The organism is Roseateles aquatilis (genome assembly GCF_002205645.1).
Classification (GTDB): domain Bacteria; phylum Pseudomonadota; class Gammaproteobacteria; order Burkholderiales; family Burkholderiaceae_C; genus Roseateles; species Roseateles aquatilis.
In genome coordinates this window covers 207,420-223,619 of sequence record NZ_NIOF01000005.1, presented here as the reverse complement: position 1 = coordinate 223,619, position 16,200 = coordinate 207,420, and the positions used below count along the sequence as shown (strand labels likewise).

Annotated in this window: 17 protein-coding genes; 10 read left to right on the top strand and 7 right to left on the bottom strand. The window is 70.4% G+C overall.

All coding sequences use genetic code 11. The features are described 5' to 3' along the window. Positions 1–13 precede the first annotated feature (13 nt). Entirely contained in the window at positions 14–1,252 is a 1,239-nt protein-coding gene (locus CDN99_RS13610; RefSeq protein WP_088385405.1) for an MFS transporter, read from the bottom strand. Between the two features lie 131 nt (positions 1,253–1,383). On the opposite strand from CDN99_RS13610, the gene CDN99_RS13605 reads away from it, so the two are divergent. Next, positions 1,384–2,163 (top strand): AraC family transcriptional regulator, encoded by a 780-nt coding sequence (locus CDN99_RS13605; RefSeq protein WP_088385551.1) that lies wholly within the window; start codon positions 1,384–1,386, stop codon positions 2,161–2,163. A gap of 114 nt (positions 2,164–2,277) precedes the next feature. Here the strand turns inward: CDN99_RS13605 and CDN99_RS13600 are convergent, their stop codons facing one another. The 4 genes from CDN99_RS13600 to CDN99_RS13585 all read right to left on the bottom strand — a co-directional run bounded on the left by CDN99_RS13600 (position 2,278) and on the right by CDN99_RS13585 (position 5,773). Continuing rightward, the gene (locus CDN99_RS13600) at positions 2,278–3,855 is read right to left on the bottom strand and encodes a GGDEF domain-containing protein (RefSeq protein WP_088385404.1); all 1,578 of its coding nucleotides are present in this window, start codon (positions 3,853–3,855) and stop codon (positions 2,278–2,280) included. Positions 3,856–4,087: 232 nt separating this feature from the next. Continuing rightward, positions 4,088–4,603, bottom strand: coding sequence for a GNAT family N-acetyltransferase (locus CDN99_RS13595; protein ID WP_088385403.1), 516 nt, complete (start codon positions 4,601–4,603; stop codon positions 4,088–4,090). A gap of 64 nt (positions 4,604–4,667) precedes the next feature. Beyond that, positions 4,668–4,973: a VF530 family protein gene (locus tag CDN99_RS13590; RefSeq protein ID WP_088385402.1), complete on the bottom strand. Its 306-nt coding sequence runs from the start codon at positions 4,971–4,973 to the stop codon at positions 4,668–4,670. An 11-nt stretch (positions 4,974–4,984) separates the two neighbouring features. After that, positions 4,985–5,773, bottom strand: coding sequence for an IclR family transcriptional regulator (locus CDN99_RS13585; protein WP_088385401.1), 789 nt, complete (start codon positions 5,771–5,773; stop codon positions 4,985–4,987). A 165-nt stretch (positions 5,774–5,938) separates the two neighbouring features. Between CDN99_RS13585 and CDN99_RS13580 the strand changes: the two genes are divergently transcribed. The 3 genes from CDN99_RS13580 (at position 5,939) to CDN99_RS13570 (ending at position 9,082) form a co-directional block, all read left to right on the top strand. Then, complete coding sequence (locus tag CDN99_RS13580) at positions 5,939–6,919, top strand: Bug family tripartite tricarboxylate transporter substrate binding protein (protein WP_193531716.1); 981 nt, start codon at positions 5,939–5,941, stop codon at positions 6,917–6,919. 19 nt (positions 6,920–6,938) lie between these two features. Further along, positions 6,939–8,144: a CaiB/BaiF CoA transferase family protein gene (locus CDN99_RS13575; protein WP_088385400.1), complete on the top strand. Its 1,206-nt coding sequence runs from the start codon at positions 6,939–6,941 to the stop codon at positions 8,142–8,144. Positions 8,145–8,323: 179 nt separating this feature from the next. Next, positions 8,324–9,082 (top strand): citryl-CoA lyase, encoded by a 759-nt coding sequence (locus CDN99_RS13570; RefSeq protein ID WP_238139525.1) that lies wholly within the window; start codon positions 8,324–8,326, stop codon positions 9,080–9,082. A gap of 72 nt (positions 9,083–9,154) precedes the next feature. On the opposite strand, the gene CDN99_RS13565 is transcribed toward CDN99_RS13570, so the two are convergent. Both CDN99_RS13565 and CDN99_RS13560 read right to left on the bottom strand, forming a co-directional pair. Continuing rightward, positions 9,155–10,621 (bottom strand): sensor histidine kinase, encoded by a 1,467-nt coding sequence (locus CDN99_RS13565; RefSeq protein WP_088385398.1) that lies wholly within the window; start codon positions 10,619–10,621, stop codon positions 9,155–9,157. Then, positions 10,618–11,286 (bottom strand): response regulator, encoded by a 669-nt coding sequence (locus CDN99_RS13560; protein ID WP_088385549.1) that lies wholly within the window; start codon positions 11,284–11,286, stop codon positions 10,618–10,620. The genes CDN99_RS13565 and CDN99_RS13560 overlap by 4 nt, the downstream gene beginning before the upstream one ends. A 152-nt stretch (positions 11,287–11,438) precedes the next feature. Between CDN99_RS13560 and CDN99_RS13555 the strand changes: the two genes are divergently transcribed. From CDN99_RS13555 to CDN99_RS13530, 6 genes are all read left to right on the top strand, one after another. Beyond that, positions 11,439–11,744, top strand: a complete 306-nt coding sequence (locus CDN99_RS13555; RefSeq protein WP_238139513.1) for a hypothetical protein — start codon at positions 11,439–11,441, stop codon at positions 11,742–11,744. A 71-nt stretch (positions 11,745–11,815) separates the two neighbouring features. Beyond that, positions 11,816–12,646, top strand: coding sequence for a MipA/OmpV family protein (locus tag CDN99_RS13550; protein WP_088385396.1), 831 nt, complete (start codon positions 11,816–11,818; stop codon positions 12,644–12,646). A 390-nt stretch (positions 12,647–13,036) separates the two neighbouring features. After that, positions 13,037–13,441 (top strand): putative pterin-binding protein, encoded by a 405-nt coding sequence (locus CDN99_RS13545; protein WP_202820268.1) that lies wholly within the window; start codon positions 13,037–13,039, stop codon positions 13,439–13,441. Beyond that, complete coding sequence (locus CDN99_RS13540) at positions 13,422–15,176, top strand: GGDEF domain-containing protein (protein ID WP_162296488.1); 1,755 nt, start codon at positions 13,422–13,424, stop codon at positions 15,174–15,176. The genes CDN99_RS13545 and CDN99_RS13540 overlap by 20 nt, the downstream gene beginning before the upstream one ends. Then, on the top strand, positions 15,169–15,540 hold the full coding sequence (locus CDN99_RS13535) for a response regulator (RefSeq protein WP_088385393.1): 372 nt from the start codon (positions 15,169–15,171) through the stop codon (positions 15,538–15,540). Before CDN99_RS13540 ends, CDN99_RS13535 begins: the two co-directional genes overlap by 8 nt. Then, positions 15,533–16,153, top strand: coding sequence for a chemotaxis protein CheC (locus tag CDN99_RS13530; protein ID WP_088385392.1), 621 nt, complete (start codon positions 15,533–15,535; stop codon positions 16,151–16,153). Before CDN99_RS13535 ends, CDN99_RS13530 begins: the two co-directional genes overlap by 8 nt. The last annotated feature ends 47 nt before the right edge of the window (positions 16,154–16,200 follow it).

Genomic DNA, 16,200 nt, shown 5'->3' with positions numbered 1-16,200 from the left:
GGCCGCGCTTGTGTCAGCCCTTGCGCTTTTCCTTGGGCAGCAGCGCGGCCACGAGGCCCAGCAGCGGCAGGTAGGCGATCGTCTTGTAGACGAAGGCGATGCTGGTCCAGTCCGCGAAGAGGCCCAGCACCGCGGCACCCAGGCCGCCCATGCCGAACGCGAAGCCGAAGAACAACCCCGACACCATGCCGACCTTGCCGGGCATGAGCTCCTGCGCGTAGACCAGGATGGCCGAGAACGCGGAGGACAGCACCAGCCCGATCACGATGGTCAGCGTCGTGGTCCAGAAGAGATTGGCATGCGGCAGCAGCAGCGCGAACGGCGCGACGCCGAGGATGGACGCCCAGATCACCGGCTTGCGGCCGATGCGGTCGCCCACGGGACCGCCCAGGACCGTGCCCACGGCCGACGCGAACAGGAAGAAGAACAGGTGCAGTTGCGCGCTCTGCACGGACAGGCCGAAGCGCTCGATCAGGTAGAACGTGTAGAAGCTGCTGAGTCCCGCCACGTAGAAGTACTTGGAGAAGATCAACACCAGCAGCACCGCGATGGCGCCGATGACGACCTTGCGCGGATACGGCGCGATGGCGGCGACCTGCTTGCGGACGCCGGCGGCGACGTGATGCGTGGCGTACCAGCGGCTCACCTGCAGCAGCAGGACGATGCCCAGCAGCGCGGCCAGTCCGAACCAGGCCACGCTCTTCTGGCCGAAGGGCACGATGATCGCGGCGGCCAGCAGCGGCCCGATGGCGGTGCCGGTGTTGCCGCCGACCTGGAACACCGACTGCGCGAAGCCGTGCTGACCGCCCGAGGCCAGCCGCGCGATGCGCGACGACTCGGGATGGAAGATGGACGAGCCGATGCCCACGAAGGCCGCGGCCAGCAGCACGACGCCGAAGCTGGGCGCGAAGGCCAGCAGCATCAGCCCGATCAGCGTGGACGCCATGCCGAAGGGCAGCGAGTAGGGCTGCGGCCGGCGATCGGTGAACAGCCCCACCAGCGGTTGCAGCAGCGAGGCCGTCAACTGATAGGTCAGCGTGATGAGGCCGATCTGGCCGAAGGTCAGCGAGAACTCGCCCTTCAGGATCGGATACATCGCCAGGATCAGCGACTGCATCATGTCGTTGATCATGTGGGCGCTGCTGATGGCGCCGAGGACGCGGAAGGCGGGCTTGGCCTTCTTCGGTGCCGGTGGGGCGGCCGAAGCGGGCGTGTCGCCGGCGTCGAGGGCGGCTGTCGCGGAAGTCGTCATGGGGCTTTCACTCGAGGGAGATGAGGAGCGGGCAGGTCGGAATTATGGAAACCGACGCGACGCCTGTCTCGCGCCATTCGCCCAACAACGCTCGCGAAAAGGGCATGCTGTCGGGCATGACGTCGATCCGCATGCCCCGACCCCTGTCCGAAGCGCTGCGGGAGATCGAGGGCGCGTCCTCGCCCGTCACGGGCCGCGCCACCGACTACCCCGCCGGCTGGTACATCGAGCCGCACGCGCATTCCAAGCATCAGCTGATCTACGCCGTGCGCGGCGTGATGGTGGTGCGGACCGACGCCGGCCGCTGGGTGGTGCCGCCCACGCGCGCCATCTGGGTGGTGGGCGGCATGACGCACGAGATCCGCTGCGTCGGCGAGGTCCACATGCGCAGCCTGCTGGTGGCGCCCGAGGCCGCGCCCCGGTTGCTGGACGAGACGCAGGCGGTGGGTATCTCCCCGCTGCTGCGCGAGCTCATCCGCGCGGCGATGGCGGTGCCGCAACCCTACGTGCCCGGCACGCGCGACGGGCGCGTGATGCGGTTGATCCTGGACGAGTTGCGCGCGTTGCCGGTGCTGCCACTGCATCTGCAGATGCCGACGGACGCGCGGCTCGTGCGCATCTGCGAGGCGCTGCAGCGCCGGCTCGACGACGCCTCCACGATGGCCGACTGGGCCGGGCGGCTCGCGGTGGACGTCAAGACGATCCAGCGGCTGTTCCTGAAGGAGACCGGCATGACCTTCGGGCAGTGGCGGCAGCAGGCGCGCCTGCTGCGCGCGCTGGAGCTGCTGGCCACCGGCGAGAAGGTCATCGACGTGGCCCTCGCGCTGGGCTACGACAGCCCGAGCGCGTTCGCCACCATGTTCCGCCGGCAGTTCGGGCAGACGCCGAGTCAGTTCTTCGCGGAGGGGTGAGGGCGGGGCGGTGCATCAAGAGGCCGTCCCAGGACGTGCCGTCGTTCGCTCGGTTCTGGGGGCATGGCATGTCCTCGCGCAAGCGGCGCACGCGCGGTGATCGCGCGCTCCCGGTTACGCTCCCGCCACGGACACACCATCCCGGCCTTGCCGCTTGACGCGATACAGCGCCTCGTCGGCCAGTTGCAGCAGCGTCGCCTTGGGCTGAGGCTCGCGCGCCTCCACGATGCCGATGCTGAGCGTGATCCGCGGCCCCTGCGGCCAATGCTCGACGCATTGCGGGCCCAAGCGCGCCCGCACCCGCTGGCAGACGCTTTGCGCCGAGCCCGGCGCCCCTTGCACAAGGACGGCGAACTCGTCGCCGCCCAGCCGGGCCACCAGGTCGTGGGCGCGGCCCTCCGACACCATCAGCTTGGCCACGAGCTGCAGGGCTTCGTCGCCCACCGCGTGGCCGTGCGCGTCGTTGACCTGCTTGAAGCAGTCCAGGTCGATCAACGCCAGCCCAATGACCGACGTCGGCGAGGCCCGCGACAGCACGCGATCGAGCATCTCGTCGAACGCGCGCCGATTCGCCAGCCCGGTGAGGGGATCCTGTCTCGATTCACGCTGCGCCCGGTCCAGGCCGAGGACGACCGCCAGCGAGCGGGCCCGTTCCTCCGCCAGCTTCAGCACCTGCGCCTCGCGCCAGCGGAAGAACTGCTGGTGCGCTTCCAGGCTCTTGCGGTAGTCGCCCAGCCGTTCCCATGACTTGGAGGAGACGAGGTACAGCTCGTCGAGGAAGATGGTGGCGCCCGCCGCGGCCGCGGCCTGGATGCCGCGCTCGGCGGCCGCGGCCGCGCGGGCCGGTTCGTCGGCGGCCAGCCAGGCGCGTGCCCGCGTCGCGGCGCAGTAGACCTCGGACAGTCGATTGCCCGACGCGGCGGCGGCGCTGTCGGCCGCGTCGAGCGCCGCATGGGCCTCGTCCAGCCGGTCCAGCACCACGAGCGCGGAGGCCAGGTTCTCCTGGATGTGCGGCTCGTCGGACGGCAGGCATCGCCGGCATTCGTCGAGGCATCGGGAGGCCAGCGCCACCGATGCCAACGCGCGATCCGTCCATGTCTTGCGAGGCGCGCCCTGCGCCTTCTCCTGATAGGCCAGACGGCCCAGGGCCAGCGACAGGTTGCTGGACAGCCGGACCCGCATCGGTCGCGAGACCTGCTCCGCGGGCGCGCGCAACGCGTCTTCCAGCACGGCCGCGGCCTGCTCGTGGTGACCGAGGTCGTTGAGCACGATGCCCATCATGTTGAGCGCGCTCGCGTGCAAGTCCCGCCAGGTGCTGCCGCGACTGAGCGAGTCCGCGCGCCGCAGGTCCTCCAGTGCCACCGCCTGCCGCCCCGAGCACCAGTGCACGAGCGACAGGCAGACCAGCGCCATGGCCTCCCCGTTGACCGAGCCCAACTGCCGGAACTGCGCGAGCGCCTCCTGCGCCACGGTCTCGGCCTCCTCGCTCTGGCCGCTTCTGGCCAGCGCCCGCGCCAGCAGCGCCTTGGCGAACGCCAGCACGATCTCCGAGCCCGAGCCCGAGCCCGAGCCCGAGCCCGTCGCCGCGCGGACTTCCTCGCGCAACAGCGGCGTGGCTTCCGCGGCGGTCATCCACAGCGTCCGGACGAGCTCCGCGTACTTCGGGTGGGTGGCGAACGCTGAATCCGGCATGGTCCGACAGAGATCAGTTGCAACCTGTACAGCGTATAACAATCTCGACGCCGCGCGGATGTCAACGACGGTCCTCGCAGACCTCGTCGATCCCCTCGATCCCGCCCATTCCATCGAGCCGAGCGATCCTGGACCGCGCCCTGCCTCGCCGCGTCGCTGGGGGCGGAGCGAGATCTGGACGGCATCCTCCCGTCCTGCGCTCACGGCGCCTGCGTCGATCCGACCCGGCGCGCTACAGCTCCCGCGTCCACGTCTGCCCCACCAGCTCCTTCCCGAAGCTGGTGTGAGGCTCTTCCGCCACCAGCTTGAAGCCGGTGCGCTCATAGAGCTTGCAGGCGTCGACCAGCACGCTGTTGGTCCACAGCATCATCGACCGATAGCCGGCCTCGCGCGCGAAGCGCATCGTCTCCTCGACCAGCCGTCGGCCCAGTCCCAGGCCGCGCGCGGCCTTGTCGACGTAGAGCATGCGCAGCTTCGCCGTGGTCTCGTCGTGCCTGACGACGAAGACGGAGCCGACGACCTGGCCGTCCTTCTCCGCGATCCAGCAGCGATCGGAGGCCGGATCGAAGTCCTCGACGAACTTCGCCACGATGCCCGCGACGAACGCCTCGAACTCCAGGGTCCAGTCGTACTCCTGGGCGTAGATCACGCCGTGGCGGTGCACCACCCATCCGAGGTCGCCGGGGCGCGGGTCCCGCAGGACAAGCCCGGAGGCATCGGCATCGACAGGGGCTGGGTTCGCGGACATGGCTGGCTCCTCCCGTGGGACTCGGATCGATTCGACTTGAACGTGTGGCTCGACCGCCGCGGACTCAACCGCCTTGCCGACGCTTCTCGCGCAGCATGAAGAGGTAAAGGCCTTCGACCTTCTCCCGCGCCCAGGGCGTCTTGCGCAGGAACTTGAGGCTGGAGCTGACCGACGGGTCGCTTTCGAAGCATCGCACGGGAATCCGCTCAGCGAGCCCGCGCCAGCCATAAGCCGCGACGAGCGCGTTGACGATGTCTTCAAGACGCAACCCGTGCAGCGGATTGCGCGGCTGGCTCTGCGGCTGATCCGGCTGCTGATCGGCTGGTTGATCGCGTGGTCGATGGGGCGGCGAGCCGGCGTTGTCGTTCATGTCTGATTCCTTCATTCCTGTCCGCCAACCGCGAAGTCGGCGATGTCCAGCGACCGCGACGCCGCATCCAATCCCGCCGGATGGCCGCCCAACTGCCGGCTGGCGTCGATGGCGGCGCCCAGCAGCGCCCGGCACGCCGTCATCATCGTCGCCGGCGGCGAGAGCCGGATCCGCGGCCCCGAGATCGCCATCGCGCCTTGCACCTGGCCGTTGACGGTGAAGACCGGCGCGGCGACCGACGCCGTGTCCGGCTCGCGCTCGCCATAGGACACCGCCCAGAGCCGACGGCGGATGTCCGCGTGGTCCGCGCCCTGGTCCTCGGAGAACGCGCACAGCACCTTGCCGGACGCGCCCTGGCGCAGCGTGTATTGCTGGCCCACGGCCACCGCGGCCCGCACCGATCGCGCCGGCTCCGAGCGGAACAGCGCGATGCGCGCGTCGCCATGCCGCACGTAGAACGAGGCCGTCTCGCCGGTGGCCGCGCTCAGTTGCTTGAGCAGCGGCTCGATCACGTGTCCGACGTGGAACGAGCGCTGATAGATCGTCGCCAGCCGCAGCGGCGCCGGGCCCACGCCGTACTGGCCATCCGGCAACTTGCGGACGAAGCCGCCATGCTCCAGCGCGCCCAGCAGGCGCAGCACCGTGCTCTTGTACAGCCCCGTGCGGCGAGACAACTCCGTCAGGGACAGGCTGGCGTCGTCCTCGCCGAAGGCCCCCATCAGCGCGAAGGCGCGGTCCAGCACCGCCACGCCGCTGCTGTCCGCGCCGGTCTCGTCATCGGGGGTCTGTCTGTCGCTCATCGATCACTGTCCTTCCGGCGCGGATTGTCTGCGGTCCCGCCAAGGTCGCCCTGCCGCGGCGCGCGCCCAGGCATCGAGGGTTAACCCTCGATGAGAACCGCTGAAGCAGGACTAAAGTTCTATCAAACAGATCATAGTTCTGTCAGATAGAACGGAAACTTGCTCATGATGTTTGCTCGCCACCTCGTCCTCGGCGCCGCTTGCGGCCTGGTCCTCGCTGCGGGGCAGGGCGCCTTTGCCCAGCCGGCCTATCCGGGCCAGCCGATCCGGATGATGGTGCCGTTCCCGCCCGGCGGCGGCACGGACATCGTGACCCGGCTCATCACCGAGAAGATGCGCGAGGACACGAGCTGGACCTTCGTCGTGGACAACAAGGCCGGCGCCGGCGGCAACATCGGCCTGGACGCGGTCGCCAAGAGCAGCCCCGACGGCTACACCCTGGGCATGGGCCAGACCGCCAACCTGGCGATCAACCCGACGCTGTATCCCAAGATGCCTTACGACGCCGCCAAGGCCTTCACGCCGGTGGCGATGGTCGCGGGCCAGCCCGTCGTGCTGGTGGTGACGCCGGCGTCCACGTTCAAGACCGTCGCCGACCTCGTCGCCGCGGCGAAGGCCCGGCCCGGCATGCTCACGATGGCCTCGGCCGGCAACGGCACCGTCGGCCACCTCACCGGCATGCTGTTCTCCAGGCAGGCCGGCATCCAGGTGACCCACGTGCCCTACAAGGGCGCCGGGCCCGCGGCGACGGATCTGCTCGGCGGTCAGGTCGATTACTACTTCGCCACGCCGCAGGCCGTCATCCCGTTCGTGAAGGCGGGCAAGCTGCGCGCGCTGGCCGTCAGCTCGGCCAGGCGGCTGCCGGTGCTGCCCGACGTGCCCACCGTGGCCGAGAGCGGCTACAAGGGCTTCGACACCAGCGACTGGAAGATGATCGTCGCGCCGGCCGGCACGCCCGCGGCGGTGGTGCAGCGCCTCAATGCGCAGGTCGAGAAGGCGCTCTCCAAGGCCGCCACCATCGGCCAACTGCAGGCCGAGGGCAGCGTGCCCATGCCGATGACGCCGCAGCAGGCCGCGGCCTTCCTGAAGAGCGAGCAGAAGCGCTGGGGCGACCTGGTGCGCGGCGGCAACGTCAGGATCGACTGACCCCGCGGCGGAGCACCCCATGAGCAGCCCCAAGCCGCTTCGCGCCGTCCGCGTGCTGGACCTGACCAACGTGCTGGCGGGTCCGTTCGCGTGTCATCAACTGGCTCACCTGGGCGCCGACGTCATCAAGGTCGAGGCGCGCGACGGCGGCGACCTGGCGCGCCAGCTCGGTGCCGACACCGAGCTCAACCAGGCCGACATGGGCGTCTCCTTCCTGGCCCAGAACCCGGGCAAGCGCTCCATCACCATCGATCTCAAGCGCGCCTCCGGCAAGGAGGTCTTCCGCAAGCTGGTGGCCAGCGCCGACGTCGTGGTCGAGAACTTCCGCCCGGGCGTCATGAAGCGGCTGGGCGTCGGCTTCGAGGACCTGCGCCGGCACAACCCCCGGCTGATCTACTGCGCCATCTCCGGCTTCGGCCAGGACGGCCCGCTGCGCGACCTGCCGGCGTACGACCAGATCATCCAGGGCATGTCCGGGATGATGAGCATCACCGGCGATCCGGCCAACGCGCCGTATCGGGTCGGGTATCCGGTGGCGGACACCATCGGCGGCATCACGGCGGCCTTCGCGATCGCGGCCGCGCTGGCCGACCACCAGCGCACGCAGGCGACCTTCATCGACGTGTCCATGCTGGAGGCCGCGATGGCCACGATGGGCTGGGCCGTGTCCAACCTGCTGGTGGCCGGACGCGAGCCCCGGCCGATGGGCAACGACAACGTCACCGCCAGCCCCTCGGGCACCTTCCGCACCGGCCAGGGCCTGCTCAACATCGCCGCCAACAAGCAGGCGCAGTTCGAGGCCGTCTGCGACGTCGTCGGCCATCCGCAGTGGAAGACCGACGCGCGCTTCGCCGACCGGCATGCGCGGCTCAAGCATCGCGCCGAGCTGAAGCATCTGCTCGAAGAGGCGATGAGCGAGGACGCCGCCACCGCCTGGTGGGAGCGCTTCACCGCGGCGGGCGTGCCGGCCGGCCCGGTGCTCACGGTGAAGGAGGCGCTGGCGCATCCGCAGATCGCCGGGCGCGGGCTGCTGGGCAGCTTCGAGAACGTGCCCGGCGTCGGGCGCGACATCCGCGTCATCCGCACCGGCATCAAGCTCGACGGCCACGCGCCGTCGGTGGACACGCCGCCGCCGACGCTGGGCCAGCACGCCGACGAAATCTTGGAAGAACTCGGCTACGACGCCGAACAGCGCGCGGCGTTGCGCGCGGAGGCAGCGATATGAGCAGCATCGACACGTCCGGCCATGCGTCCGGCCCCGCACCCGACGGATTGCCCGGCCACGAGCCCGAGGACAAGCGCGTCGACACGTCCGGCGACCGGCCCCGCGGCCAGCCCGACGACGTCGGGCAACCGACCCGCGACCCGCGTGTCTCCGACTGGTGGACCACGTCGATCATCGAGATGTCCCCGGGCGTCATCCGCTATCGCGGCCATGCGATCCAGGACCTCATCGGCAACGTGAGCTTCGCGCAGATGATCTGGCTCATGACCCGCGGCGAGTTGCCCGGCGCCGGGCAGGCGCGGCTGCTGGACGCGGCGCTGATGGCCGCCGTCGACCACGGCCCGCAGGCGCCGAGCATCGCCATCGCGCGCATGGCCGCCACCTGCGGCGTAGGCCTGAACAACGCGATGGCCTCGGCGCTCAACGTGCTCGGCGACGTGCATGGCGGGGCCGGGGAACAGGCGGTGGAGATGTTCCGCGCCATCGCCGCGAGGCAGGACGGCGGCCTGTCGCTGGCCGACGCGGTGGCGGCGGGGCTGGACGAGGCCATCGCCGCGCGCGGCAAGTTCGTGTCGGGTTTCGGCCATCGCTTTCACCCGGTCGATCCGCGCGCGCCGCGGCTGCTGGCGCTCGTCGACGAGGCGGCGCGTGAAGGGGGGGTCTCCGGCCGCTTCGCGGCGATCGCGCGCGCGGTGGAGGACGAGCTCGCGACGCGCAAGAGCGGCCGACGCATTCCGATGAACATCGACGGCGCCACCGCCGTCATCTATGCGGAACTCGGCTTCCCGGCGCCGCTGGCGCGGGGGCTGTTCTGCCTGTCGCGCTCGGTGGGCATCCTCGCGCATGCGTGGGAGCAGACGCAGCAGGGCGGTCGCAACAAGGGCCCGATGCCCCGGGACTACCTCTGGACCTACGACGGCCCCGCGCCGATCGCGTGAACGGCGCCGGCGGCGCCAACGAAGCCCGTGATGTCGGCGATGCCGGCGCGGGCACCGTCGCGGCGATGCCGGTCAGCTCGCCCGCCGGCCGTCGGCCAGCGGCAGCATCACCTCCACCAGCAGCCCGCCGCCTTCGGCGTCGCGCATCTCGATGCGGCCGCCGACGTGGTCCAGCACCGCCCTCACGATGGACAGCCCCAGGCCGCTGCCCGGCTCGCGCTGCGCCGGATCGCGGAAGAAGCGGTCGAACACGCGGGTGCGCAGCTCCGGCGGGATGCCCGCGCCCTGATCCGCCACGCTCAGCAGCGCCTCGCCGCCGATGCGCCGCAGCGCCACGCGCACCGTGCCGCCGTTCGGGCCGTACTTGATGGCGTTCTCGACCAGGTTGTCCACCAACGATTCCAGCGAGGTGATCTGCGCCGCGACGCACAGCCCCGGCTCCGCCGCCAGCTCCAGCTCCACCGAGCGCGTCGACGCCAGCGGCGCCAGCACCGCCAACCGGTCCTGCAGCAGGTGGTCCAGCTCGACGCGCTCGATGGGCTCGGCGCCGTGGGCGTCGCTGCGCATCAGCCGCAGTAGCTGGTTGACCATGCGCGTCGCGCGCTGCCCGCTGCTCAGCACACCGGTCATGAGCTGCCGTTCGCGCTCGTCGCGCGCGTCCGCCCGCAGTGCCTCCACATTGACCAGCATCGCCGCCAGCGGCGTGCGCAGCTCGTGGGCGGCGTCGGCGACGAAGCTGCGTTCGCGCTCGCTGCTGTCGGACACGCGGCGCATCCAGCCATTGATGGCGTCGACCATCATCATGAGCTCGCGGTGGCCGTCGTGATACGTGAGCGGGGCCAGATCCTGCGGGCCGCGCGCGGTCATCTCGCGGGCCACGCCGTGCCACGGGCGCATCGCCAGGCGGATCGACAGCCATGCCGGCAGCACCAGGAAGGGCAGGCTGATCAGCAACGGCAGCAGGTAGAAGCTGTTGGAGTAGACGGTGATGAAAACGTTCAGCCCCGCGTTCTTCGCGAACATGGTCGTGCGTGTGCCTGACGGCGCCTGCAGCGTCTTCGCCAGGTAGGCCACGCCGTGGAAGTCGACCGGGTACTGCTCGTTCAGCGGGCCGCTCGCCGCCACGTCCGGCGCATGGGGGCTGCGATACACGGTTTTCCCGCGCTGCTGGACGATGAAGCTGGGCAGCGGGTCGTTGAGCGCGTCGTAGTCCTCGACGATCGCCTCGTAGGCGCGGTCGAGTACGCGCGCGCGCCGGGCCGGGTCGTCGGCCAGCTCGTCGGCGATGGCGTTGATCGTCTCGTAGAGCCGCTGCGTGTCGAGCAGCGGCTTGGCGCCCTGGCCCAGCAGGTAGGCGACGCCGGCGGACCACAGCAGCGTCAGCAGCACCATCTGCGCGATCAGCAGCCGCCGCACCAGGCTGGGCTGAAAGACGTCGCGCATGCCGGCCCGCACACGCCGCAGCCCGCGCGCCAGGCCGCCGCCGGCGGCGGCCGCGGGCGCGTGGCCGGTCGCGCGGTCGATGCCGGGCGCGCTCACGCCGCCCCCTGCTGGTCGATGACGTAGCCCACGCCGCGCACCGTGCGCACGTAGCCGTCGCCGATCTTGCGGCGCAGGTTGGCCATGTGCACGTCCAGCGAGTTGCTGGCGTTGCTCTGTCCGCCGGGCAGCACCTGCTCCTCCAGCGTGCGCCGCGTGACGATCCGGTCGATGCGCATCATCAGCAGCCGCAGCAGGTCGTACTCGCTGGCGGTGAGATCGACCGCGCGGCCCTGCACGCTGACGCGGCGCGTGGGCACGTGCAGTTGCAGGTCGCGCACCGCCAGCGTGTCGCCGTCGAAGCCGTAGCTGCGCCGGGCCAGCGCGCGGATGCGCGAGACCAGCTCCGCCACTTCGAAGGGCTTGACCAGGTAATCGTCCGCGCCGGAGTCCAGCCCCTGCAGCCGGTCCTTCAACGCGTCGCGGGCGCTGAGGATCAGCACCGGCAGGTCGCCCTGCTCGCGGCGCAGACGCGTGAGCAGGTGCAGGCCGTCGCCGTCCGGCAGCCCCAGGTCCAGCAGGACCAGGTCGCAGGGCTGCTCGTCCAGCTGCCGGACCGCGCCTTCCACGTTGCGGGCCCAGACGATGTCCATGCCGTGATCGGTCAGGGCGATGCGCACGCCGTTGCCCAGGTCCAGGTCGTCTTCGATGAGCAGGATCTTCATGCCGCCATTGGACCAGCCCGGCCGGCCGAAAGGCATGGGTGCCGGCCCGGCTTCATCCATTCTTCATGTGCGGCTCAGGTCGACTTCATGGGTCACTTTGACACTGCGGCAGCGGCTCGGCCCACGCCGGGCGCTGTTCAGGGAGCAACGAAGTGAATGCTGTATCCAACCCCCGACCGCCCGGACGCGGGCTCGCACCGGATCCCCGGCGCGGCATGCGGGCGCCGCCGGTCTACGCGATCGTCTGCGCGCTCAGCGCCTGCGCCGCCACCGTCGAGCCGCTGATCGTGCCGCAGGGGCGGGACGGCTTCGTCGTCACCTGCGACGGCCCCGACGGCTGGGACGCCTGCCGGCGCACGGCGACCGAATGGTGCGGGGGCAACTACCGCGTCGTCGACCGCCAGGAGCAGGGCAAGCGGCTGACCGCCGAATGCCGGAAGTACGAGCGCTACGAGTGATCGTCCGTCGCCGCCCCCCGGTCTCGCCGAGCCCGGTTTCTTTCATCCGATTGATTGACATGACCACATCCATGAAGCTTTCCCCGGCCGTTTGCGCCCTCCTGCTGCTGTCGCTCGGCCATGCCGCGCAGGCGCAATCCAGCGCCGCGAAGTCGGCCGCCGCCTCCACCGCCCCGGCCACGCCGCAACCGACCTCGATGGTCGTGGTGCAGGCCGGCGTCGGCGTCACGACGCGCTACGCCGGCTCCGACGAGCGCCTCGTCTCGCCGATGCTGGGCGTGGAGTACGCGCATGCCAGCGGCTTCTTCGCGGGCACCATGCGCGGCATCGGCTACGCCGGCGCGGCCGGCGGCCTGAACTACAGCGCGGCCATCGGATATCGCGGCGAGCGCAAGGAGAAGTCCACCAGCGGCTTCGGCATCAACAGCGGCAGCAAGTACCTGCGCGGCATGGGCGACGTGAAGGGCAGCGGCACGCTGAACCTGTCGCTGGGCTACTCGGTGACGGACTGGCTGGACGTGCAGGTGGCGACCGAGCAGCCGTTCACGACGCGCGCCAACGGCGCCCTCTACAGCTTCGGCGTCGCCGCCAAGGTGATGGACGTGGGCAAGGACACGGTGGTGCTGTCGGTGTCGGCCAACGCGGGCGACAAGAAGTACATGCAGACCTACCACGGCGTGACCGCGGCCCAGTCGGCGAAATCCGGCTACGCGGTGTTCACGCCCAAGTCCGGCATGCATCAGGTCGAGGCCGGCCTGAGCTGGCAGCACAAGCTCTCCGACAGCTGGAGCGTCACCGGCATGGTCGGTGCGCAGCGCCTGCTCGGCGACGCGGCGAAGAGTCCGCTGACCCGCCGCGTCACCTCGCCGGTGGGCGCGGTGTTCGTGAGCTACTCGTACTGACGAGGCGAGGACGACGCGGCCTCGGTCGCGTCGTCACCGGCCCCGGGCGCCGGCCCTGAGCGCCGGTTATGGATCCATCACTTCCCCTCTGACAGTTGTCCGATCTCCCCCACAGCCGGGGGGATGCCCGGTCAACCTTCCGGCGCGCCGAACGATATAAGGGAAGTACCGGCGCCGCGGAGGCGTTCGGTGTAGTTGGATCCTTGCCCGATGAGACGATGCTTTCCCTCGTTCGGGCGCCGGGGCACGTGGTGGCTGGTCAGCCCCCTCCTGGCGCTGACGAACGCCGTGAGCGCCGCAGGCACCTCGCCCGCGCCCGCCACGAGGACAGCTGCGTCAGCGGCTGCCCGCGACACGAGTCGCGAAACCCGGACCGCCGTGGCGGCCCCGGTGTTGGTGTTGCGCACGGCCGCGGGCCGAAGTTGGCGCTTCACGCTGGCCGACCTGCGCGAGCTTCCCGCCCAGCACCTGCGCACGACGCTGCCGGCCGCCCTGGGCCTGGCCGGCGCGAGCGACTGGGAAGGCGTGCCGCTGAGCCGCCTGGTGGCGCTGACCGGCGCCACGCCCACCACGCTGACCCTGACGGCGCTCAACGGCTACTCGGTGGCCGTGCCGGCGCAAGACCTGGCACGTTTCGACCCCGTCCTGGCCTATCGACGCGACGGCCACGAGATCACCGTGCGCGACAAGGGGCCGCTCATCCTGATCTACCCGTTCGACCGCCATCCGGAGCTCAACCGGCAGGTCTACATCAACCGCACCATCTGGCAGGTCCATGAGATCGTTCTGGAGTAGACGCGGCGCGCCGCACAGCCCGTGGCTGCGGCCGATGCTGGGCACGGTGCTGCTGCTGGCCGTCGCGGCGGCCTGCGCGTTGTGGTGGACGCTGCATCAGGTGCGCGCGCTCGCGCAGCCGGACCAGGACCACGACATCTGGCACATGGTGAATCTGCAGCGCGAGCTGCAGAAGCTGCGACAGACCGTCGCCGCGCCCCTGGCCATGACGGTCGGCGTCGCCGACGCGAGCCCGACGCCAACGCCAACGCCAACGCTGACTCCGAGCACGAGCACGAGCACGAGCACGAGCACGAGCACGAGCACGAGCACGAGCACGAGCACGAGCACGAGCGCCTCCGGGACGGATCCCGCCGATCTGGCGTTGCGGCTGGAGGTGCTGGTGAGCCTGCTCAAGCCGAGCGCGGGCACGCCGCGCAACGATCTCTCGCCGCTGGTGATGCTGCCGGGCACGCATGAACGGCTGAGCCGGCTGGGAGACCTCGTGCTGCAGTGGGCCGATCGTCTGCGGGCGGGATCCGCCGCCGCGCCGATGGTGGCGGCCGAGGTCCGCGCCCAGATCGACCAGATGCAGCTGAGCGCCGATCAGGCACTGCTGGAGCTGCACCTGGCGGGCACCGAATACGCGGACGCGCATCGCATCGAGCTGCGGCACCGCTTCGCGCTGCTGAGCTGGCTGCTGGGCGGACTGGTGCTGGTGATGGTGGCGATGATCGTGCGCCTGTATGCCGAGGCGCGCCATTCGCAGCGGTTGGCGCAGCACCTGGGCCTGCTGAACCGCCGCCTGGAGTCGCGCGTGCAGCGCCGCACCCGGCAACTGGCGGAAGGCAAGGCGCTGCTGGGGTTCATCCTCGACGCCAGCCCCAGCGAGGTCGCGCTGCTGGGCGCGCAGGACGGCCGCATCCACTTCATCAACCAACGCTTCCAGGACCGCATCGGCACCGGGCCGGAGGCAGTGCGGCAGCTGGCGCTGCGCGAGCTCTTCCAGGCACCGCCGCAGGGGGAGCATTTCGCGCGGGAGCTCGAGCAGTTCGGGCGAGTCGACGCCGCCGAGGCGCGCTTCAGCGGACGCTCGCAGGACTGGGTCTCGGTGTCGGCCCAGTTGATCGAGCTGGAAGGCGAGCTGGCCCATCTGGTCTGGTGCTACGACATCACCACCCACAAGCAACTGGAGGCGCGCCTGCGCGCGCTGGCCGCGACCGACGCGCTGAGCGGGCTGGACAACCGCCGCGCCTTCTTCGACAAGGGCGCGCGCATGGTGGAGCAGGCGCGTCGCTATCGCCACCCGATGTCGCTGCTGATGCTGGACATCGATCACTTCAAGCGCATCAACGACCGGCACGGCCATGCCTGCGGCGACGAGGTCATCCGGCGCATCGCGCAGCTGCTGCGCACGGTGCTGCGCGACGCCGACCTGATTGCGCGCGTCGGCGGCGAGGAGTTCTGCGCGCTGCTGCCCGAGACCGGGCTGGAGCCGGCGCGCGAGGCCGCGCAGCGCCTGGTCGAGCAGATCCGCCAGGCCGAGCTCTGCGCCACGCCGCAGGGGCCGCTCAACGGTACGATTTCAGTCGGCGTGGCCCAGCTGTCGGACGAGGGCCAGACGCTCGACCAATTGATGCAGCAAGCCGACGAGGCGCTCTACCAGGCCAAGTCCGAGGGCCGCGACCGCGTCGTCGTGTCGCCGCCGTCGCCCGCGCCGCCGATTTCCCCACCCCCGGTCCCACAACATGTCTAAAACCGTGCTCATCGTCGACGACAGCCGCATGTCCCGAATGATCCTGCAGAGCTTCCTCAGCCAACTGATCCCCGACCTGCAGCTCCATCAGGCCGGCAACGGCGACGAGGCCGTGGCGCTGGCGGCGCTGCATCGTTTCGATGTCGTCTCGATGGACCTGAACATGCCGGGCCGCGACGGCATCGAGACGGCGCTGGCGATCCGCGCGGTGCAGCCGGACGTGCCGATCGCGCTGCTCACCGCCAACGTGCAGGCGGCGGTGCAGGAGCGCGCGGCGGCCAGCGGCCTGCACTTCCTGCCCAAACCCATCGGCGCCGAGACGGCGCAGCAGCTCCTACAACTTGCCGGAGGACCTCATGCTTGACCTGGACCCACTGCAGCGCGACGCGCTGTCGGAGATCCTCAACATCGGCGTGGGCAAGTCGGCCCAGGCGATGAGCCAGCTGGTGGGCGAGGAGGTGCTGCTGTCGGTGCCCGAGATCAGCTTCATGACGGTGGGCCAGGCCGGCGCCAAGCTCTCGCGCGACGACAAGCGGCTCTACAGCGTGCGCCAGTCCTTCCGCGGCGTCTTCGGCGGCGACGCGCTGCTGGTCTTCCCCGAGGACGGCAGCCGCGCGCTGGTGCGCAGCATGGCTGGCGACGCGGTGCCCGAGGACCAGCTCGACGGCGTGATGGGCGACGCGATGACGGAGGTCGGCAACATCATCCTCAACGCCTGCATGGCGGCGCTGGCGGAGCTGTTCGCGCAGCCCTTCGAGACGCAGTCGCCGCTGCTGCACGTGGGCACGGCGCGCGCCATCATCGGCGCGCGGGCGCAGAACCACGCGGTGATGTTCATCCATATCCGCTTCGTCCTGCACGAGAGCAACACCGAGGGCTTCGTCATCTTCATCATGAACACCACCTCGCTGGAGGACTTCAAGGCGGCGATCCGGCGCTTCGTCGGCGATGCGTTGCCCCCGGCGGCGATGCATTGAGGGAAATACCTGCAAGCGTAGGCATTTTTGCGATAAAGGTTGTTCGA

Excerpts from the sequence above, each read along its gene's own strand:
- CDN99_RS13610 (WP_088385405.1), bottom strand. The coding sequence starts at position 1,252 with ATGACGACTTCCGCGACAGCCGCCCTCGACGCCGGCGACACGCCCGCT.
- CDN99_RS13605 (WP_088385551.1), top strand. The coding sequence starts at position 1,384 with ATGCCCCGACCCCTGTCCGAAGCGCTGCGGGAGATCGAGGGCGCGTCC.
- CDN99_RS13600 (WP_088385404.1), bottom strand. The coding sequence starts at position 3,855 with ATGCCGGATTCAGCGTTCGCCACCCACCCGAAGTACGCGGAGCTCGTC.
- CDN99_RS13595 (WP_088385403.1), bottom strand. The coding sequence starts at position 4,603 with ATGTCCGCGAACCCAGCCCCTGTCGATGCCGATGCCTCCGGGCTTGTC.
- CDN99_RS13590 (WP_088385402.1), bottom strand. The coding sequence starts at position 4,973 with ATGAACGACAACGCCGGCTCGCCGCCCCATCGACCACGCGATCAACCA.
- CDN99_RS13585 (WP_088385401.1), bottom strand. The coding sequence starts at position 5,773 with ATGAGCGACAGACAGACCCCCGATGACGAGACCGGCGCGGACAGCAGC.
- CDN99_RS13580 (WP_193531716.1), top strand. The coding sequence starts at position 5,939 with ATGATGTTTGCTCGCCACCTCGTCCTCGGCGCCGCTTGCGGCCTGGTC.
- CDN99_RS13575 (WP_088385400.1), top strand. The coding sequence starts at position 6,939 with ATGAGCAGCCCCAAGCCGCTTCGCGCCGTCCGCGTGCTGGACCTGACC.
- CDN99_RS13570 (WP_238139525.1), top strand. The coding sequence starts at position 8,324 with ATGTCCCCGGGCGTCATCCGCTATCGCGGCCATGCGATCCAGGACCTC.
- CDN99_RS13560 (WP_088385549.1), bottom strand. The coding sequence starts at position 11,286 with ATGAAGATCCTGCTCATCGAAGACGACCTGGACCTGGGCAACGGCGTG.
- CDN99_RS13550 (WP_088385396.1), top strand. The coding sequence starts at position 11,816 with ATGAAGCTTTCCCCGGCCGTTTGCGCCCTCCTGCTGCTGTCGCTCGGC.
- CDN99_RS13540 (WP_162296488.1), top strand. The coding sequence starts at position 13,422 with ATGAGATCGTTCTGGAGTAGACGCGGCGCGCCGCACAGCCCGTGGCTG.
- CDN99_RS13535 (WP_088385393.1), top strand. The coding sequence starts at position 15,169 with ATGTCTAAAACCGTGCTCATCGTCGACGACAGCCGCATGTCCCGAATG.
- CDN99_RS13530 (WP_088385392.1), top strand. The coding sequence starts at position 15,533 with ATGCTTGACCTGGACCCACTGCAGCGCGACGCGCTGTCGGAGATCCTC.